Raw genomic sequence first — 25,034 nt, forward strand, 5'->3', positions numbered from 1 at the left:
GCCCCCGGAAGCCTTGTTCGTCCGATCAGTTCTTCGACTGATAGTCAGCGAGGTTCGCCGGGGTCACCAGTTCGAAGGGAATGTAGACCTTGGTGTCGACGCTTTCGCCGCGCGCCAGCTTCAGCGCGGCATCCACCGAACCCTGGCCCTGACCGGCGGCGTTCTGGAACACGGTCACGTCGAGATCGCCCGCCGCCATAGCAGCCAGCGCGTCCTGCGTGGCGTCAACGCCGCCGACGATCACTTCGCCCATATCCTTGCCAGCGGCCTTCAGCGCCTGGATGGCGCCAATCGCCATTTCGTCGTTGTTGGCAACAACCGCGTCGAACTCGAGGCCAGCCGAGAGCCAGTTTGTCATAAGGTCGGCGCCCTGGGTGCGCGACCAGTTCGCGGTCTGCTCTTCAACGATCGTCATGAAGCTGCAGTCCGCGGTGGCGATGACATCATGAATGTCCTGGGTGCGCTGACGGGCGGCCTGGTTCGACAATTCGCCCATCATCACCACGATCTTGGCGCCATTGCCCTTGCCCTGCTCTTTCAGAAGGCGGCAAACTTCCTGGGTTTCGAGCGTGCCCGATTCAACTTCGTTCGAAGCCACGAAAGCCTGCTTTTCGGGAAGGGTGTCGATGTTGACCGGCTGGCGGTTCACGTAAACAAGCGGGATACCCGCCTCGGCCGCCGCCGCTGACATCGCCACCGTCGCATCGGTATCAACCGGGTTCACGATGATCGCATCGACGCCCGAGGCAATGAAGTTCTGGATTTGGTTCAGCTGCTTGCCGACGTCGTTCTGGGCGTCTTCGATCTGCAGCGAAACACCATCCTGCGAGGTCGCGTAATCCTGCATGCCGTTACGCAGCACGGTCAGGAAGTTGTCGTCGAACAGCGCCATCGAAACACCGATGTTCTCGGCCGAAGCGGCCCCCGCCATCACGGTGCAAAGCGCAGTCGCGGTCAGCAATTTCTTCATTCGTAGTTCCTCCACTGGGGTGCATTGCACCGGATATCGCCTGCCCGGAGCCAGACTAAGGCATGCAAGTTTCGTGCTCCGCCGCAGCGAAGTTTGCCCTGCCCTTTAGGTTTCCGTGAGCTTCGGCTCCCCTCCTCTGGTCGCCGTGGAAAGAAGATTCCCTATCGAACCCCTCCGGTCAACAGCGCCATGAGGTCGATTGCCATCATTTCTGATGTAAAATGATGCTAGCAATGATTGCTTTACATCATTTTCTTGGGCGCGAGATCAGAGACTCTCCGGGGTCCACAGTTGGAATGGCAGAAATCTCTGCCCCGGATTCTCGGCCATGCCGTTTTCGACCGAGTGAATCATGATCGTCACGAGTTCTTCGCAGAGCTGCTGCAGCGGCGTCCCCATGATCAGCGTCACGGTCCCATCCTGCAGGGCCTCGGTAGAATCCGGCGTAAGCTCGTTGACAATCAACGCGACATCCCCGGGTCTCCGCTCTTCTCGGACGGCAGCGATCGCTCCCTCCATCCCGCCGCCCGCACAGTAAATCCCCACAAGGTCGGGATGTCGCTGAAGCAGCTCGATGGTCGCCTCATAGGTCAGTTGCCGCGTTTCCAGATTCGCCTGCGCGTTCAAAAGCTCGAATTGCGGTGCGTACTCGCGGAAATAACTTCGCACCCCGGTCTCACGAAGTTCATGCCCATGAAACCGATGGCCCCCAATGAAGATCGCAATCTTGCCAGGTCGTGGCGCGACTCGGGACAACATCCACCCTACAGCGCGCCCGGCCTTCAGATTGTTTACGCCGATATAGCTCTCCCGAACCCCCTGCGCGAAGTCTGATAGCATCGAAAACGTGGGGATACCGCGCTGACGCAGCAAAGATACTGCGGCCGTTACCTCGTGGTGATCGATCCCTGTTGCCGCAACTGCGTCAACCTTTCCCGCCAAAGACGTAAGGATCTGCGCCAACTCTCCTGGCAAGGTGGATTGCGCAAATTTCAACGTTAGCCGCAAGCGGTGGGTCGTGATCGCCTCGACGCGCTCTTGGAATATGCGAGCGAAGTTCTGGTAAAACGGATGACGCTCTTTCTGCAGGATCAGCGCAAAGCGCAACTCGGGCAACTCGGCCATCAACCTGGCCCGGATCGCGTTCGCGCCATGATAACCGATACGCGCTGCGGCCTCTTGCACGCGTCGCGCCGTCTCTTCCCTCACCTTGAGGCGCCCGTTCAGAACACGGTCGACGGTAGCGACGCTGACACCTGCCTCACGCGCGAGATCTGCAATTGTCGGTCGAGACATAGGGGCTCCCACTCTGATTGCCCAATGTCAGACTAATGATACATTCCATCATTATCAATGAGAGTCCGCTCAAGGTACGCACAATCAAAGCAAGAAATCGGCTTCCCACTCTTCGATCAATAAATCCTATTCACAACCAAGAGAAACCTGCAGGTTATCGATAGATTTTGTGCATGAGTTCAGCGATTGACACGATTTGCGAGCATTAAAGGTCGGTAACGCAGCGGCCACTCATCCGTAGGCTCTACAACCGGCTGCAAACACACTTAGTGAATAGACGTGAGCTACCCCCAGAAGATCGGACGCTGACGTAAGCTATGATTTGCTGTCTGCTGATCTTCGGCGAGAAGGAGATCAGAGATGTCGAAACGGAAGCAGCATTCGCCTGAGTTCAAGGCGAAGGTGGCGCTTGAAGCGCTGAAGGGTGAACAGACGGTGGCCGATCTGCTCGTCCGCCGGGATCTGGCCAAGCAGGTCGGGTAGCACCGGTGCATCACCGATGTGGCTCCCGGTGATCTCGACAGCGCGGACCTCCAGCGTTTCCTCGTCGATCCCGAGATGGATCTTGCGCCAGACGCGCCGTTTGGGTCCACCATGCTTGCGAGCATGCCATTCGCCTTCGCCCTCAACCTTGATACCAGTGCTGTCGATCAGCAGGTGCAATGGCCCCTTGGAGCCGCGGTAGGGGATGTTGACGGCCAAGGACTTCTGACGGCGTGACAGCGTGCTGAAGTCGGGCACAGTCCAGTCGAGGCCAACCAGCCGCAGCAGGCTCTCGACGAACCCGGTCGTCTGTCGGAGCGCCATGCCGAACAGCACCTTCATCGAAAGGCACGTCTGTATGGCGGCATCGCTGTAGGTCCGCTGGCGGCCACGCCTGCCTGTCGGCGCGGCATCCCAGTTCATCGCGGGGTCGAACCAAATCGTCAGCGAACCGCGGCGCTTGAGCGCTTCATTGTAGGCTGGCCAGTTCCTGGTCTTGTAGATCGTGGGTTTCGGTCTGCTCATAAAGCCCAGCTACCACGCTGGATTCACGAGATGAATCCCTCACGCCATTTGTGCATCAGAGCCGGGGCGACCAGACGCAAGCTAGCACCTATCGCGCACGGAGTGTTTCGATCCACGCCCCCGCGAAGGGGGCGACACCCTTGGACGCTCTACTCCTACGTTGGCCTGATGTTTCGATCCACGCCCCCGCGAAGGGGGCGACAGCGCCGCGCGCGGCGTGACGCTCTATAAGTGAGGGTTTCGATCCACGCCCCCGCGAAGGGGGCGACCATAGGCCGGATCGGTCACGATCGACACGTCGAAGTTTCGATCCACGCCCCCGCGAAGGGGGCGACGTGCCAGCCCGCCGATGGCAGGTCGGCGGTCGCGATGTTTCGATCCACGCCCCCGCGAAGGGGGCGACGGGCGAATGGCGATCACACCGCAGTTATTGAGGCGTTTCGATCCACGCCCCCGCGAAGGGGGCGACAACACGTTGACGGGCGGGATATTTTCGTTCGCATCATGTTTCGATCCACGCCCCCGCGAAGGGGGCGACCCGCAGGCTGACATGACGCATATCGACTTTCTGACGGTTTCGATCCACGCCCCCGCGAAGGGGGCGACCAACGGCTCTGCCCTCAAGATCAATCATTCGGGGTTTCGATCCACGCCCCCGCGAAGGGGGCGACTAACCAGGTCTCGCCATATCTGGATGATGACGGACAGTCCGTGATAAAGATATGTGCGTAGCCATGCCTCTTTAGTGCTTTCCTTCAAAATTTCAGCACAGCCGCTCTATTCCAGCGACGTTGTCACATAGCTTTTGATCTCATCGCGTTCGAGATCAACGGCGCGCCAGAGATAATGCCGCGTCCCGTTGACCTTCGCGGACATCTAGTCGAGATGCTATCTCCGGTAGCTTGACTGCATCCCTTCAGTCCGGCGTGTTCTGATCTCCGAGGCGAACATCGACCCGAAGCGATGCAATCAAAATCGGGCCGTCTCGTGGAAAATGTCGATTCCCCGCCCATGTAGCAGCCCCCTGACGTCGCAGCGACAACAGGAACCCGACATACGTCATCACGGAAAGCTAGATGACTACCTGGCTGGTCTTAAAGCGGGGGAAGCGAAAGCGTTTGGTCATCCTAAGAGACGATGTGACCGTCCTGCCCGCCACAAGCCAAGTTCTTCTGACAAGACACTCCAGCCAAGCTCCCTTTACTGTTCTACACGAAATGCTCTGCCGGACAGGTCTTCGACAGGTTCGCCTTGTAGACAACACCAACGCAAGGGAGTGGGAGGATATCCAATGCAAGTGACAGGCATGTTGACAGGCGCGCGCCTGCTGGCTCATGTCGACTTTCCGACATCGGACGTTTTGGGACCGGATGCGACCGAGGATCAGATCCAAGCGCTCATCGACCGCCATGGGGTCATCTTTGTCAAACCGCTGTTTCGGGGCGGTGTGGGCAAGAAGGGCAAAGCTGGCCTGATCGGTCGTGCAGATGACCTGAAGACGGCACTAGCAGAGAAAGAACGGCTTTACTTCGCTGAACATCGTCACGGCAATGCCTTGGCCAAGGCTAATGGCGTAACCTTCGAGGCCGGAATTCCGGCGGAACATGAGGTCTATTTCGCCATAACGGACGATACCCGGTTTCGCGCCCCAACGATGACCATCACCCATCGCGGCGGCGTGGATATCGAAGAACTGGGTAAGTCGGAAATCGTCAGTGTGCCTTTCGACGCCTTGACCGGGTTGAAGGCATTCGTCGTCGCGAATGCACTGACAAGCCTCGGAGCACCGAAGGAAATCATCTCACCACTTGTCCAGCATCTGCCAAAGCTCTGGGAGCTCATGCACCACTACGGCATGACCACGCTTGAGCTAAACCCGATCCGCATGATGCCAGGGGGAAATGGCCGCCTGACGCCAATCGCCTGCGATTTCAAATGTGGCTTTGATCGGGATGACCCGCGCGTCGGTCGTCTCGGACTGCCGGATTACCTGTTCGCCGCCGACATCTCGGTTTTCGAGCAAGAGGTGAACCAGCTTCGAACACATCAGGGGCAGTCCGATGTCTTCGTCATCAATGACAAGGGAACGATCCTGGCGCCCACCTTTGGCGGCGGCGCGAACTCGCTCGTGACCGAGGTTTTGGGCGATGCCGCCATCATCTCATCGGATTTCGGCGGGAACCCTCCCTATGAGAAGATGAAGGCCGTTGCCTCGATCTGCTACCGCCATTTCCTGAAGCAGACCAACGTCCTCTTCATCATCGGGGGCAAGTCGAACAACACCGATATCCTGGAGACCTTCCGGGGCATGGGCGACGCGCTGCGAGAGCATTTTGCCAAGCACGGGCCGGTGCCGCTTTATGTAGTCGTGGGTCGCGGCGGGCCGAACCTGGTGCGCGGCATGGGCAATCTGGCCGATACGCTGGACAGCCTTGGTGTGCCCTATCGGTTCTTCGGCTTCGACAGCGCCATCTCTGAAGTGGTCGCCTATGCGAAACGGGTGGATCAGTGGATGCGCAGCGGCGGACGCGACGAGATCGCCCGCGCTATGAATATCAACGCCTGAGGAGGAACGCGCCATGTATCGTCAGGGAATCGCCGGTTTGCCGTATTATCTGGGCATTGACCGTCTCGACCAGATCGCCACGCCGGAAGATCGCGTCTGCGTATTGAATATTCTGGGCGGCGAAAGCCGAACCGTAACACCCGTCAGCCATGCCTTTTCAGGGGGCAATGTCGTATTCGGCACATCGCCCGGTCGCTCGGGGCAAGTGCTGAAAACACCAGCGGGCGACATCCCGGTGTTCAATAGCGTACTCGAGGGGCTCAAGGCGGGGCACCGGTTCAACACGGGGGTCGTGTATCTGCCGCCCTCGGGCGTGCGCGACGGCGTTGCAGAACTGATCCGGGTCAATCCAGATTTGCGCAAGATCGTGATCATTACTGAAAAGATCGCCGTTCACGACGCGCGTGAGATTCGGGCGATGGCACAGGCCAATGGCATTGATATCGTGGGCGGCAACTGTCTTGGCGTGGCGGATTCTTGGTCTCGCGTCCGTGTCGGCGGCGCTCTTGGCGGCGACCATCCCGAGGAATCGCTTCTCAAGGGATCGGTTGCAGTCTTTTCCAATTCGGGTGGCTTTACCACCACGATCGCGCAATACATGGCGACGGCGGGCTGGGGCACGACAACGCTCATCTCATCCGGGAAGGATGTGTACATTCAATATGGCGCGCGCGACTTTGCGCATGGCTTTGCCAATGACCCCCGATCGCGGGCTGCGGTGCTTTATGTAGAACCGGGCGGATATTACGAAAAGGAAATCAACTGGTCCAAACCCGTGGTTGCCTGCGTAGTCGGGCGGTGGAAGTCCAAACTCACCCGTGCGGTCGGCCACGCCGGCGCAATGGCCGGCTCCGGAGATAGTGCCGAGGACAAAGAGCGCTGGTTCATCGAAGCCTTCGGGACAGACGGCGTCTTCTCTGCAGAAACACCGCACGCGTCGGCCAAGGGGGCGTTGGTAACCAACATCGCTGACATTCCTGCCGCTCTGACAGCCGTTATGGCGCTGAATGACATGCAACCCGATTTCCCGCCGCGCGGCTCGCTTGCGCTGAAACCGTGGATCGCAAACGATCAGGGCCTGCATTTGCCGCCCGATGTCGCCCTGCCCATAGTGACGGCGCCAGCCCCCTATGCCGGACAGATCACCGCTCTCTCGGACCAAATCGGCGCCGTGATTGCGCGGCAGGGCATGAAGGACAAGTCCGGCGCCAGTGTCATGGATCCTAAAACGCAGGTGACAAGTGTCCATGGGCACACGGTTCTTGACTTGGCTCTGCAACCGCTGAACGCGATGTTCGCGTTGCCGCTCGTGCACGAGCTTGCCGATGCCCATGACCGCGCACTGCTCGACATCGCGGTGTCGGCCGAGGTCAACCTTGTAGGCGACCCGATCCTTGTGGCGACGGATGCTGCGCGCGATGCAGGTAATGCGCCAAACGCGATCATGGCGGTCGCCGCGGCGATCACCGGCCCGCGCCGGGTCGAACGGGCTCTGGCCTGTGCACAAGCGTTGGTGGAGCTGTTCGCGAAGTCTGGCCTGCGCGACGGGCGCGACGACGCTTTCGATATCTCGACTATCTCTGTGGACGACGAGACACGTAAACTGTTTCTCGCTACTCAGGGCGAGGCCGACGACCCAAGGCCGGAGGCCATGCTGGCAGCGATCGCAGCACGCGGCGGCCGCTCTGTCTTCCTACGCCTGCTTCAAAGCTTCGGTGAAAGACTATCGCGAGACGCAATTCTGGCTGCGATCACCACAACGATCGCCTGGGGACCGATGGTGCGCAAGCGGATCAGCCGCCTCACGGCCGAGACGCTTCCCTGGTACCTGCGTCTTTATGGCGTCATGGTCGGGGCGACTATCCCAAAAGAGCACCATCAGTCAGGTAGCCTGTGGGGTATACCGCGCTCCGAACGCTTCCAGAACTGGACGATGGCAGACCTTTGTTGCCTTGCCATGACCGGTAAGCAACCGGGGCCGACCGAAGCGCTTTACATTCAGATCCTGATCGGGCTGTTGATATCCAACGGTCCGGGCGCGATTTCTGCCCAGGGCGCCAAGGGCGCGGTCGCGGCGGACGGGCCGCAGACACCGGAACGCGTACAGATCAACAAGGCGATGATCGGTTTCCTGACACACTCGGGCTACAGCCACGGCGGGAATGGCTTCGAGGGCATGGCCTTCCTGCTCGACCAGTTCCGGGGCTGCGCGCTGACCGACCCGACCGACCCAGCCCATGGGCTGGACCTCAAGGCGATGGCCCGCAAGTTCGCCCTTAGCTACAAGGAGGAAAAACGCCACGCCAAGGAGCTAGGGCAAGAAGTCCGGGCGCTTCCGGGGGTGCATCACCCGATCTTCAAGGGCAAACCCGAGAACTTTGACCCCCGCGAACGCTTCATCGCGCGCTTCATGGAGGAACGCAGCGAATACAACATTTTCCACGACTTCTACCGCCACCTGGTGCGCGAGTTGTTCGAGGTGGGTGCCTCACCCTACGTATTCTGCGTCAACATCGATGCGATCATCGCGGCCTTGCTTCTGGCCGTTCTCTGGAAGGACTATCAGTCGGGTGCGCTGAGTCCCCGCGATCTTGAAACCGCCGCCTTTACGGTGTTCCTGTTCGGTCGAATGATCGGCGCAGCCGCCGAGATCGACGACCATCTCAACCGGGGGCGCAACATGGACACACGAACACCAGCGGCCGCTTGTGGTCATGTGCTCTGAACGTGTCGTTTGACCAGCCTTCGGGCGAACACGTCATTCGGACCATTGCCATGCCCGCCGACACGAACCCTTCCGGGGATATTTTCGGCGGCTGGCTTATGGCGCAGATGGACCTTGCAGCAGGAAATCTTGCTGCAAGGATAGCGCGGGGACGTTCAGCCACCATCGCGGTGGACGGCATGACCTTTCATAAACCCGTGAAAGTGGGCGATGAGGTTTCGCTGTACGCCGATCTTGTCAGCTCGGGGCGCACGTCGATGCGCATCCACGTCGTAGCCTGGAGACGCAATCGCTATGCCGAAGAAAGCGTAAAGGTGACTGACGCCACCTTCACCTTTGTCGCTCTGGATGGAGAGGGCCGACCCCGCCCAATCTCCGACCGCTGACTGCCAGGCAGGCCCGTAACGTCAGCGGTCGAGAGACCGTTTACGCACGTTCTCCGGCCGGGGCCGGCTTGCCCGCCTCGGCGATCAGTGCCGCGAGGCGATAGAAGCCATGCACCATCTTTGAGAACGGCATCAGCAGGAACAGCACCATCACCGTCGACAGATGGATTGCCAGCAGCGGTTTGACCAATGTCGAGCCGGTCGCGGCATAAAGTGTGAGCCCGGTGAGCGCGACCGCGCCCAGAAGCAGCACGAAAGCCATCTCTCCGCCCCAGACACGCGCAGCGCCCAGCGAGCGGTCGGCGCGCAGTTTAAGCCAGCCGAGCCCCGCGCTGCCCACCACCATCATGAGCCCGCCCGGCACGCCCAGAAGCTTGGGTACAGATATCAGCGAATAGGGGGCTTCGAAGGCGAGACCATAGTGCAGCAACGTCGCGCTGGCGGTCGAGGCGAAGCACAGCAGGAAGCCATACATCATCAGCTGGTGGTACACCCGACGGCGGTCGCTGAAGCGGTCGCCCTTCTCGAAGTTGCAGCCTTCGCCGTGACCGCCCGAAAGGTTTTTCATCCTTGCAGCGCTGTCAAAGGCGCTCAGCACATGGGCTAGCCGCACCCGGCCGCCGCCGACCTCGCGCCAGTAATCACGCACCGACAGCGCGATCAGCGCCAGCGGCAGCACGAAGGCTGGGGCGAAGATCGCCACGAGAGTATTATGCGTCAGATAGGCATAGAAGCCTGCACCAGCCTCGGGGCGCAGGGCGCTCAGCGCCCAGAAGAACAGCGCAAGCACCACCACCAACAGCCCGGCCATCGCCACGCCATGCGTCTGGAACAGGCGCGCAATCGTCTGCGGGCGCGCCAACCGCTCCCAGCTTTCGACCCGCACCTCAGCCAGCGCCGCAGGGATATTCAGCGCGAATTCATGGGGCGCGGTGTATTGGCAGGCATAGTAGCAGCCGCGGCAGTTGTGGCACAGGTTGGCCAGTTGCGTCAGGTCGCCATCGGCAAAGGCCTTCTGCCGGGTCATCGCCGGAAAGACAGAGCAGAAGCCCTCGCAATAGCGGCAGGCGTTGCAGATCTCGATCTGGCGACGGGCATCTTCGGTTGCAGAGAGGATCGGGGGAGAAAGGTCAAGCGACATGGGCGGCGGCCTCCTTGCCTGCAATACGTCCAAATACAGTTCCGATGGTCATGCCGAAGCCAGCCAGATAGCCCTGACCAAGGATCGAGCCCGCCATGATCTCGCCCGCCGCCCAGAGGTTGCGGATCGGGCCCTCGGCACCGTGCACCTGCGCTTGCGCATCGACCTTCAGCCCTAGATAAGTGAAGGTCACGCCGGGACGCAGCTGATAGCCGTAGAAGGGCGGCGTATCGAGTGGGCGCGCCCAGTTGGTCTTGGGCACATCCAGACCCTCGGTCGCTAGGCCGTCCAGCTCGGTCGGGTGGAACTTGCCCGGGCGGCAGGCGGCGTTGAACCCGTCAACCGTCTGGCGCACCGCTTGCGGGTCCAGGCCCATCTTCTCGGCCAGTTCCTCGATCGTGTCAGCCTTCACCGGCGGAAAGACCGAGGGCATGAACAGGTCGATCGACTTCGCGTCAATCAGCGCGAAACCCACCTGATCGGGCTGCGCCGCGACAAGACGGCCCCAAATCGCATAGCGTTTGGGCCAGACATCCTCGCCCTCGTTGTAGAAGCGCTCGCCCTTCGTGTTGAGCACAATCGAGAACGGTACGCAGTCGAGCCGGGTAACGATGCCGCCGTCGTATTTCGGCGCGCGCCCGTCGATGGCGACGGCGTGGCATTGGGTCGGGTCTCCGACCTGCTCGGCACCTTGGTCGATCATGTCGCGCAGCACGACGCCGCGGTTGTAGGGTGTCCCGCGGATCAGGAAGTTGCGCGCCGATGGTCCCCAAGCGCGGGCAAGCCAATCGATATCGGCCTGAAAGCCGCCCGACGCCAACACGAAGGCCCGCGCCTTGACGGTTACTGGGCGACCGGCGATCTCAACTTCGAGGTACGTGATACGGTTGCCCTCACGATGGACGTGGCTCACCAGTGCCTCGTATGCGACCTTCACGCCAAGGTCCTCGGCGGTGTTGTAATAGGCATTCACCAGCGCCTTGCCGCCGCCTAGGAAAAAGGCGTTGGTGCGCGACAGGCTAAGCGTGCCCGAGAGCGACGGCTGGAACCGCACGCCATGCGCCTGCATCCAGGGCAGACACTCCTCGGATGAACGGATCGCCAGCCGGGCCAGCCCCTCATCGGTTTTACCCTTGGTCACCAGCATCAGGTCGTGCAGGTATTCTTCTTCCTCATAGGCGTCGGTCAGCGGAAACATCGGCCCCTTGTGCATGCAGCGAAAGTTGCGCGTGTGGCGGCTATTGCCGCCTCGATAGCTATTCGGCGCGCCTTCTAGGATCAGCACACTCGCACCTGCCTCGGCAGCTGTGATCGCCGCACACAGCGCCGCATTGCCACCGCCAACGACGGCAATATCAAATGTTTCGGGCCAATCTTTCATGCCTCGTCCTCCATCGGTAATTCGCGCCCGCGCATCCCGCGGATGCGAGCTGAGAGTGCCGCCTCGACATGCCCGCGCATCGCTGCTTCTGCGGCCGCCCCATCACGCGCAAGAAGCGCGTCAAGAACGGCACGGTGCTCTGAAACCGCCGCGATCGCGCGCTCCGGTTCTGCCAGGGTCGTGGGCCCAAGGATCAGCAGCGTCTTTTGCAACGCACTCATCGCCTTGATCAGAAAGCGGTTGCGCGCAGCCTCGATCAGCGTGCGGTGAAACACGCGGTTGACCTCGCGGGCCAGCGCGCCGGCCGGCATCTGCGCGAGCTCGTCGTTGAGCGCGACCAGCTCTGCCAGTTCGATATCCGAGGCAGCCCGCGCCGCGAGCCGCGCAGCCGTGCCTTCCAGCACCGCGCGCATTTCGTAAAGCTCAACCACCTCGGCGTGATCGAGACTGCGGATCGTCGCGCCCTGCCGTGGCAGATGCATCACCAGCCCGTCAGCCTCAAGCTGGCGGATCGCCTCGCGAACGGGGGTGCGGCTAATGCCCATCCGCTCGGCCAATTCGATTTCACGCAGCCGCGCGCCGGGACTCAGCGTGCCGTTGCGGATCTCGTCGAGCAGGCGGCGATAAGCGCTTTGGCCTTGCGGGATTTCGGTGTCATCGGCCATGTTTTGACCCTCTTGCGATTTATGTATCCAAATGTATACATTGGTATTCAACTATACGCAAGGAGGTTTGAGATGCCTTTTATCCCAATGCGCGGAACGTCTACCCGACGGCTTGCCACACTTGCGCTCGCGCTGACCGGGGCGGGGTTCTTTCACCTACTGAGCCTGCCGCTGCCGTTTCTTTTCGGGCCGATGACCGCCTGCCTGCTTGCGGCGCTCGCGGGAATGCCGCTGAAAGGCATGGGTGCAATCTCGGTGTTGGCCCGCACGATTCTGGGAGTCGCTGTTGGGGCCTCGATCACGCCCGAGGTAGTTGTACGCATACCGCAGATGATGGGCAGCGTGGCGTTGGTGCCGGTCTACGTCGTGCTGATCGGGCTGGTGGGCGTGCCATTCTTCCGCCGCCTCGGCTACGATCCGGTAACCTCTTGGTATGCGGCCATGCCGGGCGGGTTGCAGGATATGGTGATCTTCGGCACCGAAGCTGGGGGCGATGGTCGCGCGCTGGCGTTGATTCATGCCACGCGGGTTCTGGTGATCGTGACGCTTGCGCCGATGATCCTGACCGGTCTTTACGGCGCGGGGCTGACCGGAGCCGTAGGCGCCCCGGCGCGCGATCTACCCTTGCAAGAACTGACGCTGATGGCTCTCGCTGCGGTTGCAGGCTGGAAGGGGGCGGAGCGCATCGGAATGTTCGGCGCCTCGATTCTGGGGCCGATGATCGTGACCGCCGCACTTTCGCTGACGGGGTTGATCCACACGCGCCCGCCCGCCGAGGCGATCTGGGCCGCGCAACTTTTCATCGGACTTGGGATCGGTGTGCAGTACGTTGGCGTCACCCTGCGCGAGTTGCGCAGCTTCATCTTGTCGGGGCTGGCCTTCGTGACACTGCTTGCGGTTATGGCAGCGGCCTTCACCGAGATCGTCACACTGAGCGGCCTTGCCCATCCGATCGAGGGGTTTTTGGCCTTCGCCCCGGGAGGGCAGGCAGAAATGACCGTGCTGGCCCTGGTGGCGGGGGCGGACCTGGGCTTCGTGATCCTGCATCACCTGACGCGGATCGTGGTGGTAATCATGGGTGCGCCGGTTGCGGCCCGATTACTTAGCGTCAAGCGCCCGCAGAAGTGACCAGATTGATCGGTCGCCCGACCGCGAAGGCATTAACCTGATCAAAGACATCGGCGAATTGCAGGTCGAACTCTTCCTCGGTCACGAAGCCTATGTGGGGCGTCGCGATAACGCGCGGATGCGATAACAGCGGATCGGCCGGATCCGTCAAAGGCTCACGATCAAACACATCGAGCGCCGCGATTTCAGGCCGCCCCGCGTTAAGCGCCAACAAAAGAGCGCCGGGCGCGATGAGCCTCGCGCGCGCGGTGTTCACCAAAATCGAGCGCAGCGGCATCTGCGCCAGATCGTCGGCGGTTACGATACCCTGCGTTTCGGGGCAAAGCCGCAGATGCAGTGTCAGGATCTCGGATCGGGCGAAGAATTCCGCGCGGCTGGCGGGCACCTCGCCCCCCGCGGCGGCGGCCCGAGCGCGCCCGGCCTCCGACCCCCACCAGATCACCCTTGCGCCAAAGGCCCAGGCATAGTCGGCAACCAGCTGCCCGATCCGGCCGTGGCCGTAGATGCCGATCGTCTTGCCGTGCAGGCTGCGGCCTACGCCGGTTTGCCAAAGCCCTGCTTTCGCATTGGCCATCTGCCGCGGCAGGTCGCGCAGTGCCACGAGGATTAGCGCCCATGTCAATTCCGCGGCCGCGTGGTTGGGGGCCTCGGCGGGTTTGCGGCTGGCGAAGGCCACGCCGCGCGCCGCGCAGGCCCCAACATCGACATGCGGCCACGCCCCCCGCCCCGAGATCAGCCGCAGCTTCGGCAGCTCCCCCAAGAGATCGGCGGTGATCCGGGTGCGTTCGCGAAACAGACAGATCGCCTCGGCCTCGCGCAAGCGCTCGGCAAGCGCGGGGCCCTCGGCATGATCGGTCCAGACCGTGACGTCATGCGCGGCCAGACGTGCGAAACACGGGAGGTTCCGTAAGTTATCGGACCAGTCGTCGAGGATATGAACCCTCACTTGCCGCTCCAGACTGCCTCGGGCACCATCAGCTCGCCGCGGGCCAAAAGGCGCGCGGTGCGCAGGAGGCCCGCCGATTTCAGCGTGAAGCCCGCGGGGCCGGTCTCGTAATCCACGGTCACGTCGATCGCGCCGCCGGGATGCTCGATCAGCACCAACGCAGGGGTGCCCTCGGGCGGGTAGAACAGCCCCTCGGCGACGGTCCCGGGCGTCAGAACGCAGGACGCCAGACACTGCGCCCCGGTTACCGCCATCGTCGGATGGCAGTTCCACGGCATGAAGTAGCGCGCGCAGATCGTGCCCCCGTTGCGCGGTGGCGCCAGCAGCGCGAATTTTGGCGTGACCGATTGCGACACATCGCCCAGCCCCATCCGCCGCCCCGCCTCGCGCCGAATGGGCTCCATCCGGGCGTAGAAGTCGCGGTTCGCGTCCAGATCTTCGACGGTCTCATAGCCGCTCAGGCCGAAATCAGTGGCGCGCGCGATGGCAATCGGCATCGCCACATCCATGCAGGTCACCTCGATCCCGTCGATCATATCGCGCAACGCGCCGGTGGGCAGCAGCGCCCCGGTGGCCGAGCCCACCACATCCATGAAGTTCAGATAGATCGGCGCTGCGGTGCCCGGCACGCCGTCGATCGCGGCCTCACCTGCGTAATCAACCTGTCCGCCCGGCGTGCGCACCACGGCCTCGACCTTGGCGCCGGTATTGACCGAGCGGATGCGAACCCGCGTCACCTCACCTTGCGGTGCGATCAGGCCCATCTCTAACGCAGCGGGACCCACTCCCGACAGGATATTGCCGCAGGTCGGCTTGAAATCGACCAGTCGATCCTCGACGCTCACCTGCGCAAAGAAATAATCGATATCGCAATCGTTGGTGTCCGAGCGCGACAGCATCGCCACTTTGGTGGTCACCGCCGCTCCGCCACCGATACCGTCAATGTTGAGCTTGTGCCCAGAACCCACGGCCGCGACCAGCACGCGGGCCAGCGTCTCGCTGTCCTCGGGCAGATCCTCACGCCGGAAATAGGGGCCGCGCGAAGTGCCGCCGCGAAAGAAATGAAAGGGGATTGCGGTCTGCGGCATGGTCGCCTCCTGCAGATGAATGGAGAGGGCCCGCGCGATCCGCGCGGGCCTGTGAGGCTCAGCGGAAGGGCCAGGGAAGCTCGACGACGTCCTGCAGAAGCCCCGTCGGGAAGTTGAGCGAGAGCGCCCATGCCAGCGTCAGGATGAAGCCCGCGCAACCGATGGTCATCAGGGCAACGGCCAGCGGGCCTGCCTTGGCACGCATCGCCAGGAACACCGGGAAGAAGACCAGCAGCGCAGCATAGAAGCCGATCAGCGCGGTCAGCCCGACCAGTCCTGCGATCCAGGCTAGGCCACCCCAGAGGCTTCCGATGCCCTCTTGCCCGACATGATCACCGGTCAGTTCGGCGTCAAAATGGGCGTGATGGCCGGTCTTTCCGCGCATCAGTTGAGGCAACAGGATGCCGAGCATCGCAAGCCCGACCACAGAGACTGACAGCGGGAAGATCTTTCCAAGGAAGTCATGCTGGAGCGAGTCGCTCATTGCCACCAGAAGCAGCCCCGCCATCGCGGCGGCAAATACGATCTGCGGCATGTGCGCCCTGAACGACGGAACGTCCGGAGCGTCGTCTTCATTAGGCACAACATGGCCATGCTCATCGACGCGGTTGCGCAGCCCAAAGTACACCGAAGCCAGCGTCATCAACCCGATGATGAGGACCCCGGGGCGGCCAAGGAAGGACCAGCCGTTGAACTGAAGCGCTTGATAGAAGTAGGTCTCGGCCTGCGGAGCCAGCACATAGCCGATCAGCAGCGCCGGACGCGGCCAGCCGAAGCGTTTCATCAGCACGCCCAGCACGCCAAGCGACAGCAACGCAACCAGATCGGCAAGCGAGCGCGTCGCCTGGAAGGCCGCAAAGCAGATGAGCACGATCATAAACGGCGCGAGACGCTGGAACGGGATCTGCGTGAGCCGCGAGATCGGGATCGCAAGAGCAAGGCAGATCCCTGCCCCCATCACGTTGGCCAACGCCAGCGACCAGACGACCGAATAGGTGATGTTAAGATCCGCCCCGACCATCGACGGTCCGGGCTGAATGCCCAGCAGCACCATACCGCCTAGGAACACCGCCATCGCGCCCGAACCGGGGATGCCAAACAGCATGGTTGGCAGCAGCGCCCCGCCCTGCATCGCGTTGTTGGCGCTTTCCGGCGCGATCACGCCACGGATATCGCCCTTGCCGAATTTCGGATCCTTCTTGACGGTTTGCACCGCGTGGCCGTAGGCGATCCAATCCACCACCGATCCACCAAGGCCCGGAATTGCGCCGATGATGCAGCCAATTCCCGCGCAACGCATCGACAGCCAGATGTTTTTCCACCAGTCGCGGAAGCCCTGAAACCAGCCCGAACCAAGCGCGTTGCCCGAGGCAATTGCCGAATTCTTGCGCAGGAGGTCAGCGATCTCGGGAATGGCAAAAAAACCGAGGCCGACGATCACCAGCGGGATACCGTCATACAGATACTCGAGCCCGAAGATCATGCGGAACTCGCCCGTCGCAGGCGCCCCCCCGATCGAGCCGATAACCAACCCGATGCAGCAGGCGGCCAGACCCTTGGCAAGGCTGCGCCCGGCCAGAACCGCCACCATCGACAGGCCGAAAAGTGAAAGCATGAACAGCTCGGCCGACGCGAAGGACAGAATTATCGGCCGCGCGATGACCACGAAACCGGTCAGCACCACCGCGCCGAAGATCCCCCCCGCCATCGACGAGATGAACGCAGCAGAGAGCGCGCGGGCGGCTTGCCCCTCGCGTGCCAGCGGGAAGCCGTCGAGCACCGTCGCTTGGCTCGCCGAGGATCCGGGGATCCCCATCAGCACCGATGAGAAGGTATCGGAGGTGGGAATAACCGCCACCAGACCAATCAGCATTGCCAGCGCCGTGGTCTCTTCCATCCCGTAGAGGAACGGCATCAGCAGCGATAAGCCGGCAATCCCGCCCAGGCCCGGAATGACACCGATCATCAGCCCGACCCCGACACCGACAAACATATAGGCGAGGTGTTGAAACGTTAGGAGCGCTGAGAGCGCAGTCAAAAGGGTATCGACCACGGTAGGAACCTCCCGTGTTGGTCGCTGGTGCGACAGGTCTTGGTGATGTGAAGGAAGATGTGGCGGGCGCCGGATCAGACGCCCGCCTAAGGTCGGGCTAGAGGATCATTCCTCGCCCAGCTTAACGCCGTACTCGGAGGCGAGCATACCGGTGACCTGCGCGCGGATCTCCGGGGTGATGGTCGTGCCCTTTTCGAAGAGCGCCTGTGCCAGCGCGCCGGTCACCTGACCATAGGCGCCCAGAACCGTATCCGCGTTCGCCTGATAGTCGGGATCGGCCTTCATGTCTTCGAACGCCTTCTGGTAGGCGTCCACGATGTCGTCCGGCGTCTCGCCCGGCAGGAACACCATTTTCTGAGCCGGGAACCCCGCCGTGAAGAAGGCGAAATAGGCATCGTACTCCGGGCCCGAGGGCGCAGCGCCGGTCAGCGTCTCATAGGCTTCGACGAACGAGGGAAGGTCGGGGAAGGTGGGATCGCGCACCACTTCGCCCGCTTCATTCAGGACGCCCCAGCTGAACAGGGGAACCGCCTGTCCGGCGTCGACCAGCGGCTGGACGCTCTTGAGATAAGCCGACGAGGTCTGGTAGTCGATATTCACCTCGCCACGCTCGAACGCCAGACGGCCGTCACCGCGTCCCTTGAAGCCGAACACGTGCTGCACGTCGAAGTCCATCAGACGGAAGCCCAGCAGCGGCACGAGGTCGAGCGAGGTCGCGCCTTGGCTGGCGTATACTAGGTTCTTGTCCTTCAGCATCGCGATGTCTTCGGGACCGTTCAGGCCCAACGAGGGCGAAGTGTAGACAACGCCACCGGTAGGGCTGGCCATCGCAATCTTCCAGTCCTTGTATTCGTAGCGCACGCGCGGATCGCCCAGCAGGTACGGAAACTGGGTCGAGCCCGACGTGCCGAGGATCGTCAGACCGTCGGGTTTTGCACGCGCAGCAAACAGGTTCGTGCCCTTGGTCGAACCGCCACCCGGCTCGTTCACGACGACAACCGTCGGATTGCCCGGCAGGTATTTCGATAGGAGAGGCGCATTGAACCGCGCCCAGGTATCTGAGCCACCGCCGGCCGAGAAGGGAATGATCCACTCGATCGTTTTCCCGGAAAAGTCGGACTCGGCCGCGGCAGGGCCCGCCAGACCAAGCGTCATAGCGCCTGCTACAAGCCCGAGCGCCACACGGCGCGTGATGCTGAAGGTATTGTTCATGATGTCCTCCCAAGTTTCTCATGCACGCCAGATCGCTCGCTTCAGGCGATATGACGCGTTGCCGTTCTTGATTTCTCCTCCCAAGACCGGCTTGATGGAGAACATAGACGGTCATCCTGTCCAAAACCTGTCCGGAGTCCAAAAAGGCGTCTGATGCACATCATCCTTGTCGAAGATAACTTGAACCTGGCCAAAGGTGTTCAAAATGCCTTGAAAGATCAGGGGCATGCGGTGGATCATCTGGATGATGGCCAGGCGGCCGACGTTTTCCTGAAAGGGAATACCGCGGACGTTGCCGTGATAGATGTCAACCTGCCGGGGATGTCCGGGATAGAGATCATCCGTCGGCTGCGAGGGCGCGGGGATACGACCCCGGTTCTGATTCTGACCGCCCGAGGCAAGACTTCGGAGCGTGTCGAAGGGCTGGATGCGGGTGCCGACGATTATCTGGTCAAACCCTTCGACATGGAGGAACTCGTAGCTCGCCTGCGCGCGCTGGCGCGGCGACGTCCGCAGATAGCACCCGACCACGAAACGGTTGGACAACTGGTATATGACCGGGTGCAACGCACTCTTCAGCATCATGGAAGCGTCATCGACCTGCCAAGGCGGGAACTTGCGCTATTTGAATTTCTGCTCGAACATCGCGGAAGGCTGATGGAAAAGGATCGGATCGCAGATGCCCTATACGGCACCGGCACGCCAGTCGAATCCAATGCAGTAGAGCTCCTGGTTTCGCGCTTGCGCCGTAAGATCGAAGGATGCGGAGCGACAATTCGCACAGCACGCGGCCTCGGCTATATGCTGGACGCGGATTGATGCTGAGCCATTTATCGTTACGGGGAAGGTTGTTTCTGCTATTGATCTTGCCGCTGATGGCCGTCGCAGCCGCGGCGTCCTACGCGCGATACCAGGCGGCCATCCAACTTTCCCGCGAGCTCTACGACAATACCTTGCTTGCTGTAGCACTAACGATTTCGCGCGATGTTGTGATCTCCGAAGGCGATGTGCTGACTGAAAAGCTGCTTGAAGAACTGACCTCAGCCCTCGGAGATCCAGTCTACTACCGGATCACCGGCCCGAGTAACAGCTTCGTCACAGGATATTCTAATCCACCAGAGATGCCCGAAGGCTCACCCCCTTCAACCGGCGAGCCCTTCTTCTTTGACAGTATCTCCTTGGGCAAACCAGTTCGCGCAGTGGTGTTGCAGGAGTTCATAAGCGAACCTCAGTTTGGTGGCTGGGTAACGGTCGAAGTTTGGCAAACAGTGACCCAGCGCTATGCACTGTCTCGCGAACTAGTCGTCCAGTCATCCATGCTACTCGGGTCTGTGATCATGACAGCCGCTTTGATTCTGTGGTTCGGGATCCAACTGGGACTGAAACCGCTCTTGGACCTACGCGATGCGATCGGCCAGCGCTCACCCGATGACCTGCGTCCGATCCGCCGATGGGTTCCGCCAGAACTGCGCCCGCTTGTTAAGACAACGAACTCGCTGTTCGAGCGCTTGGCGCGCGCCTTCGCCCTGCGCGATGGGTTCATCTCGGATGCAGCACATCAGATGCGTAACCCTGTTGCCGCAATGCAAAGTCAGGCTGAGGCCGCAATGAGCGCCCCAGATGAGGCGGAGCTACGCGCACGCATTGCGGGCCTCGCGCAAAGTGCGCGCGATACCGGCCGACTGACCTCACAACTGCTCTCGCTCGAACGGGTAAGGGGTCGCAGCCTGAAGGAGTTTCATCGGCCGGTCGACATGCTCACGGTCGTCCGCGAACGTGTCCGCGCCTTTGCCGAGGCGCAGTTACCACGCGATGTCGAAGTAACCTTCTCGGTCAGTGGCACGCCCCGGCCGGTCGACTGCGACACAATCCTGATTGAGGAAATGGTCGAGAACCTGCTGGACAATGCCGCCAAATATGCCCTGCAACCAGGGGGCACCTTGGATGTGTTGGTCGCATTCGAACCGGACTTTGTCACTCTGCAGTTCGCGGACGACGGCCCGGGCGTCCCCCTCTCGCAGCGCGAGCGAATATTCGACCGGTTCCTCAGGCTCGGCTCGGATCACTCGGGGGGGTGTGGCCTCGGCCTCGCAATTGTCAAAGATGCGGCCCTTGCTCACGATGGCGAAGCGTGCTGCGTGGGAGATGGACCGGGCGCCGTCTTTAAAGTCATCTTGCGACGCTAGCGGACGGCTCTTTGCTGCCACACCCAGAATAAATACAAATGCTTTCAATACTTTAGCGAATTTATTGATTTCCCTCTCACTCATGCTACGTAACCTTAACAAGGTTCGATCAAAGCGCGCTGTCGCGGCAATACTTGGTTTCGGGCGAAGCGAAAGACTGCTCCCGCTGTTAAGCATTTGCGAACATTGGTTTGGAGCTGCTCTGCCTACCAACTCTGGACCACCCGAGGCTGGAGTTTTCGGGCTTTGTTCACGATGACGGGCTGGTTGCGTCACCGGGAAAGTGCAATGCGCTGGGGACAGCCTGCCCCATGCGGATGGCCAACCTGGCTGCGCTTGAGCTCGAACGGCACCTCACCTGCACCACGCATGGCCGCAAGATCATCTACAGGATCTTCATTCCAGCCGCAGAGACCAAGAACCGCGTCTCGATTACCGCGGAGATCGGGGGCATCCACGCCCAGATTATTCAGCGCTATCTCGCAACCTTTCGGCCGTTGCTTGCAAAAGATCTTGATCGTGCGCTCTTCCCCAAACCCTCGGGTGGCGCACGCGCCCCCAAGCATCTGGGAGAAGGCATCAGCAAGCTGATCGCGCACCATACCGGCCTCAAGATGCACCCGCATCTCTTCAGGCATCTGGCGGCCAAGCTTTTCCTCGAGACCCGCCCCGGTGAGTACGAGTCGGTGCGGCGGCTGCTCAATCACCGCAAGATTGATACGACCGCCAAAATCTATAGCCCGCTCTCCAACAGGAGCGCCCAGGACACTTACCATGGGATTCTGGACAAACAGGGAGGATACAAGTGATGACCTCCCAAGGTACTCAACGCACGCGGATCGGACTCAAATTCGAAGATTGGCCGCTTCAGGATGTTTCGGCATGGAAGGTGGCCCGGCTCAAAGGTGGCCCGTTCAAGCGCCCTGGGCCCTTCGCCAATTGGTCTCACGGAACCGTGCAGCTCCACCAACAGATGTATGGGCACTGGCTTGCCTTCTTGATGCGCCATAGGCCGGAACTCTTGGATCTCTCGCCCCCGGACAGGGTGACCCTCGACACAGTTGAGGCCTATCTTCGAGATGCGGAAAGCCGCGTCACCAACCGGATTGAGCCTGGCACGATGCTTCGACTCGGTGAGCGCCCCCTGAAGGTGCGGACTCTAGCTGGATTTCTCTTCTCGCTGTGGTTGGTCATCAAGGGGTTCTGTCCTGCGCGTGACTGGCGGTGGCTGAAGGACGGGGCGGATGCTTTTATGGCCGAAGCCGCCCTCGAGCCGCTGAAGCCTCCGATCCCGGTGACGGCGCAACAACTTTACTCCTGGGCGCTCGAACGCCTGACGGAACTGCGCGATCGAGACGATCTGGACCAGCTCGAACAAGCGACGGCGTTTCGCCAGGCGCTCATGGTGGGGATATTGATCGCCGTTCCCGTACGTGCCCGAGCGTTCATAAGCATGACGGTCACGCTTCATGTTGAACCTACTGAAGCGAGCTATTGGCTGCGGTTTCGGGCGGAGGACATGAAGGACAAGAAGGCCAGAAGCTTTCACCTACCGCGCTCCATCGCCTGGGCCCTGGAACGCTATCTCCACGTGTTCCGGCCGATCCTTCTGCAGGGCAATTTGAGCGACGCGCTCTGGATCACCCGGCGCGGCAACGCGATGAGCATCGACAGCTTCACGTCCGGCCTTGCGAAGCTGACCAAGCGGGAGTTCGGAATAACCCTCCGGCCTCACGCCTTTCGGCATATTGCTTCAACGACCATCGCGGAGTGCGACCCCGAACACGTGAACATCATTCGCGATGTTCTCGGGCACGCCACCCTTGCGATGGCAGAGAAGCACTACAATCGCGCGACCGCTCAGAAGGCCTGCGCTGATTATCAAGCGATCATCCGGGACACCATCAAGGACGCCAAGGCGCGGGACCGCAAGGCCAAGCGTTCTCGCAAGACGCGTCGGAAGAAACACAACCCACAGGAGGAGTAGATCATGCGAGCCGCCATCTATGCGCGCTACTCGACGGACCTCCAAAGCGCCGCATCGATCACGGACCAGGTCCGGGTCTGTCGCAAGCTCTGCGAAGAGACCGACTGGCAGGTGGTCCATGTCTTCAGTGACGAGGCGATCAGCGGAGCCACAGACCAGCGTCCTGGCTTCCAGCAACTGCTGCGGTCGGCGATGAAGGGACAGTTCGACGTCATCGTCGCCGAAGCACTCGACCGGCTCTCGCGGGACCAGGAACATATCGCGGGCCTCCACAAGCGGATGGCCTTCCTCGACGTGCAGATCGTCACCAAGGCCGAAGGCGAGATCAATGAACTCCACGTTGGCCTCAACGGCACCATGTCAGCCCTGTTCCTGCGCCAACTGGCCCAGAAGACCCGTCGCGGCCTCGAAGGACGTGTGCGCGCGGGCAAGTCCGCCGGCGGGATCAGCTACGGCTACAAGGCAGTTCGCCAACTCTTGCCCGATGGCAGCCAGTCGCGGGGAGATCGGACCATCGATCCCGAGGAAGCGGTGATCGTGCAGCGGATCTTCGAGCGTTTCGCATCGGGTCACAGCGCGCGTGCCATCGCGATCGAGCTCAATCACGACAGGATCCCCCCGCCGCGCGGGAAGGGCGGCAAACCCGGTGCGACCTGGTCCTTCTCGACGATTTCGGGCAACTGGAAGCGCGGGACCGGCATCCTCAACAACGAGCTCTACATCGGCAAGCTGGTCTGGAATCGCCAGAACTTCGTCAAGGATCCCGACACGGGCAAGCGTCAGGCGCGTCCCAATCCACGCGAAGACCTGATCATCGAGGACGTGCCGCACCTGCGGATCATCGACGACGAACTCTGGGAACGGGTCAAGAAGATCCAGCACGGCGTCCGCAAGCGCATCCGGGCGGAAGATCGCCCCAATGCCTATGGCGCCGCACGACGCCCCACCTACCTGCTCTCCGGCCTGCTCAAGTGCGGCTGCTGCGGCGCGAACTACATCCTCGTCAACGCGCTCAAATACGGCTGCTCGGCCAATCGCAACCGCGGCACCTGCCCCAACCGAGCCACGATCCGCCGCGCCGAGGTCGAGGCACGCGTCCTCGAGGGGCTGAAGGATCACCTGCTCCACCCCGACCTGCTTGCCGCCTTCGTCGAGGAGTTTCAGCGCGAGATGCGCAAGGAACAGCAATCCTCCGAGACGGAACGCAAGACCGCCGAAGCCCGGCTTACGAAGCTCGAGAAGGAGATCTCCAATCTCATCGATGCCGTCGCCAACGGCATGTTTCATCAAAGCATGACGGAGCGGCTGCAGGCGCTCGAAGACGAGAAGCTCACGCTGCGGGCCAAGCTCGACCAACTCCCCGAGCCACCCCCGGTCACGCTGCACCCCGCCATGGCCGAGATCTACCGGTCGAAGGTTGCGACCCTCATCGAGGCACTGAACGCCGACGGCACCCGGAACGAAGCCGCAGATATCCTGCGCGGCCTGATCGCGGAGATCCGGATGCTGCCGCGCGAGGGTGGCGGCCATGACATTGAACTCTATGGGGAACTGGGCGCGATCCTGGGGCTCGGGGAACCCCGGAATGACAAACCCCGCCTCATTGTGGGCGGGGTGTCGAATTCAATGGTTGCGGGGGCTGGATTAAACCTTCACCGAACGACTATGCGCCTTGGCCAGACGATCGTTCAATCGCCAAAAGGGGCGGGACGCGGTCTGCGGGATAGTGGCGTGCCCCTATCGGGTGGTCCGGTTTGAGTGTTAGTGCATCATAGGCCTGTGGTCGATCGGGACGATGCTGTTCGGCGCAGGCGGGCGGTAACCCAATGAGCTGTGCGGCCTGACTGTGCTGTAGTGAACGCGCCATCGCTCGATCAGGATCTGGGCCTCGCGCAGAGTGTAGAAGAGTTCGCCGGTGATCTTTACGAATATCTCGTCGAGTTGCCATCCCTAGTGGCTCCATCTCGTCCCCTCGAAACGGTGCTTCCGGATCTCGGAGGCGAACATCGGAGCAAATCGATGCCACCAAAATCGGACCGTCTCATGGCAGATGTCGACGCCTCGCTCGTGAATCAGATCCTCGACATTCCGGAGCGATAGAGGGAAGCGGACATATAGCATCTCCGCCAGGCGGATGATCTCGGGGCTCGTCTAGAAACAGCGAAAGGGCGAACGTTCCGTCATCCAGAAAGGCTACGTGACCGCACCGCCCACCTAAAGCCAAGTTCCTCTGACAGAACCCGATGGCATCCTCAGACCTGTTTGCCTACCTGACGATCTGGGAGCCAGCCAGTCA

General features: G+C 61.5%; 18 protein-coding genes, 2 pseudogenes and 1 CRISPR repeat array. Of the genes and pseudogenes, 9 read left to right on the forward strand and 11 right to left on the reverse strand.

The window, feature by feature from the left end; genetic code table 11:
• Positions 1–25: 25 nt before the first annotated feature.
• The 3 genes and pseudogenes from LZA78_RS15430 to LZA78_RS15440 all read right to left on the reverse strand — a co-directional run.
• On the reverse strand, positions 26–970 hold the full coding sequence (locus LZA78_RS15430; protein WP_233677817.1) for a sugar ABC transporter substrate-binding protein: 945 nt from the start codon (positions 968–970) through the stop codon (positions 26–28).
• 267 nt (positions 971–1,237) lie between these two features.
• The gene (locus tag LZA78_RS15435; RefSeq protein WP_233677818.1) at positions 1,238–2,266 is read right to left on the reverse strand and encodes a LacI family DNA-binding transcriptional regulator; all 1,029 of its coding nucleotides are present in this window, start codon (positions 2,264–2,266) and stop codon (positions 1,238–1,240) included.
• A gap of 438 nt (positions 2,267–2,704) precedes the next feature.
• Positions 2,705–3,274 (reverse strand): annotated as a pseudogene (locus LZA78_RS15440) (IS5 family transposase); the annotation flags it as partial.
• Positions 3,275–3,378: 104 nt separating this feature from the next.
• A CRISPR array of direct repeats spans positions 3,379–3,945; the repeat unit is 32 nt; unit sequence GTTTCGATCCACGCCCCCGCGAAGGGGGCGAC.
• A 620-nt stretch (positions 3,946–4,565) separates the two neighbouring features.
• Here LZA78_RS15440 and LZA78_RS15445 point away from each other — a divergent pair.
• From LZA78_RS15445 to LZA78_RS15455, 3 genes are read left to right on the forward strand one after another with little or no spacing between them, the layout of a single operon-like run.
• Positions 4,566–5,840, forward strand: coding sequence for an ATP-grasp domain-containing protein (locus LZA78_RS15445; protein ID WP_233677819.1), 1,275 nt, complete (start codon positions 4,566–4,568; stop codon positions 5,838–5,840).
• 13 nt (positions 5,841–5,853) lie between these two features.
• Positions 5,854–8,565, forward strand: coding sequence for a hypothetical protein (locus LZA78_RS15450; RefSeq protein WP_233677820.1), 2,712 nt, complete (start codon positions 5,854–5,856; stop codon positions 8,563–8,565).
• A 50-nt stretch (positions 8,566–8,615) separates the two neighbouring features.
• Complete coding sequence (locus tag LZA78_RS15455) at positions 8,616–8,951, forward strand: acyl-CoA thioesterase (RefSeq protein ID WP_233677821.1); 336 nt, start codon at positions 8,616–8,618, stop codon at positions 8,949–8,951.
• A 40-nt stretch (positions 8,952–8,991) separates the two neighbouring features.
• Here LZA78_RS15455 and tcuB read toward each other — a convergent pair whose 3' ends face one another.
• From tcuB to LZA78_RS15470, 3 genes are read right to left on the reverse strand one after another with little or no spacing between them, the layout of a single operon-like run.
• The gene (tcuB, locus tag LZA78_RS15460) at positions 8,992–10,092 is read right to left on the reverse strand and encodes a tricarballylate utilization 4Fe-4S protein TcuB (RefSeq protein WP_233677822.1); all 1,101 of its coding nucleotides are present in this window, start codon (positions 10,090–10,092) and stop codon (positions 8,992–8,994) included.
• Positions 10,082–11,473: an FAD-dependent tricarballylate dehydrogenase TcuA gene (tcuA, locus tag LZA78_RS15465; RefSeq protein ID WP_233677823.1), complete on the reverse strand. Its 1,392-nt coding sequence runs from the start codon at positions 11,471–11,473 to the stop codon at positions 10,082–10,084. Before tcuA ends, tcuB begins: the two co-directional genes overlap by 11 nt.
• Entirely contained in the window at positions 11,470–12,138 is a 669-nt protein-coding gene (locus LZA78_RS15470) for a GntR family transcriptional regulator (RefSeq protein ID WP_233677824.1), read from the reverse strand. Before LZA78_RS15470 ends, tcuA begins: the two co-directional genes overlap by 4 nt.
• 72 nt (positions 12,139–12,210) lie before the next feature.
• Here LZA78_RS15470 and LZA78_RS15475 point away from each other — a divergent pair, with 72 nt between their 5' ends.
• A complete protein-coding gene (locus LZA78_RS15475) occupies positions 12,211–13,266 on the forward strand; it encodes an AbrB family transcriptional regulator (protein ID WP_233677825.1) in 1,056 nt (351 codons plus the stop codon).
• On the opposite strand, the gene LZA78_RS15480 is transcribed toward LZA78_RS15475, so the two are convergent.
• The 4 genes from LZA78_RS15480 to LZA78_RS15495 all read right to left on the reverse strand — a co-directional run bounded on the left by LZA78_RS15480 (position 13,247) and on the right by LZA78_RS15495 (position 18,565).
• Positions 13,247–14,212 (reverse strand): D-2-hydroxyacid dehydrogenase family protein, encoded by a 966-nt coding sequence (locus LZA78_RS15480; protein WP_233677826.1) that lies wholly within the window; start codon positions 14,210–14,212, stop codon positions 13,247–13,249. The genes LZA78_RS15475 and LZA78_RS15480 overlap by 20 nt on opposite strands.
• On the reverse strand, positions 14,209–15,300 hold the full coding sequence (locus LZA78_RS15485; RefSeq protein ID WP_233677827.1) for a 4-oxalomesaconate tautomerase: 1,092 nt from the start codon (positions 15,298–15,300) through the stop codon (positions 14,209–14,211). The genes LZA78_RS15480 and LZA78_RS15485 overlap by 4 nt, the downstream gene beginning before the upstream one ends.
• A 58-nt stretch (positions 15,301–15,358) precedes the next feature.
• Complete coding sequence (locus LZA78_RS15490) at positions 15,359–17,293, reverse strand: tripartite tricarboxylate transporter permease (protein WP_233677828.1); 1,935 nt, start codon at positions 17,291–17,293, stop codon at positions 15,359–15,361.
• Between the two features lie 165 nt (positions 17,294–17,458).
• Positions 17,459–18,565 (reverse strand): Bug family tripartite tricarboxylate transporter substrate binding protein, encoded by a 1,107-nt coding sequence (locus tag LZA78_RS15495; protein WP_233677829.1) that lies wholly within the window; start codon positions 18,563–18,565, stop codon positions 17,459–17,461.
• A gap of 153 nt (positions 18,566–18,718) precedes the next feature.
• Here LZA78_RS15495 and LZA78_RS15500 point away from each other — a divergent pair, with 153 nt between their 5' ends.
• The 5 genes from LZA78_RS15500 (at position 18,719) to LZA78_RS15520 (ending at position 24,496) form a co-directional block, all read left to right on the forward strand.
• Positions 18,719–19,384: a response regulator transcription factor gene (locus LZA78_RS15500; RefSeq protein ID WP_233677830.1), complete on the forward strand. Its 666-nt coding sequence runs from the start codon at positions 18,719–18,721 to the stop codon at positions 19,382–19,384.
• Complete coding sequence (locus tag LZA78_RS15505; protein WP_233677831.1) at positions 19,384–20,751, forward strand: sensor histidine kinase; 1,368 nt, start codon at positions 19,384–19,386, stop codon at positions 20,749–20,751. Before LZA78_RS15500 ends, LZA78_RS15505 begins: the two co-directional genes overlap by 1 nt.
• 311 nt (positions 20,752–21,062) lie before the next feature.
• A complete protein-coding gene (locus LZA78_RS15510; protein WP_438811089.1) occupies positions 21,063–21,560 on the forward strand; it encodes a tyrosine-type recombinase/integrase in 498 nt (165 codons plus the stop codon).
• Positions 21,560–22,738, forward strand: coding sequence for a tyrosine-type recombinase/integrase (locus LZA78_RS15515; RefSeq protein ID WP_233677879.1), 1,179 nt, complete (start codon positions 21,560–21,562; stop codon positions 22,736–22,738). Before LZA78_RS15510 ends, LZA78_RS15515 begins: the two co-directional genes overlap by 1 nt.
• A gap of 3 nt (positions 22,739–22,741) precedes the next feature.
• The gene (locus LZA78_RS15520) at positions 22,742–24,496 is read left to right on the forward strand and encodes a recombinase family protein (protein ID WP_233677833.1); all 1,755 of its coding nucleotides are present in this window, start codon (positions 22,742–22,744) and stop codon (positions 24,494–24,496) included.
• Between the two features lie 3 nt (positions 24,497–24,499).
• Here LZA78_RS15520 and LZA78_RS15525 read toward each other — a convergent pair.
• A pseudogene (locus LZA78_RS15525) lies at positions 24,500–24,658 on the reverse strand (integrase core domain-containing protein); the annotation flags it as partial.
• Positions 24,659–25,034 lie beyond the last annotated feature (376 nt).

The organism is Rhodobacter flavimaris, from assembly GCF_021378075.1.
Lineage (GTDB): Bacteria > Pseudomonadota > Alphaproteobacteria > Rhodobacterales > Rhodobacteraceae > Rhodobacter > Rhodobacter flavimaris.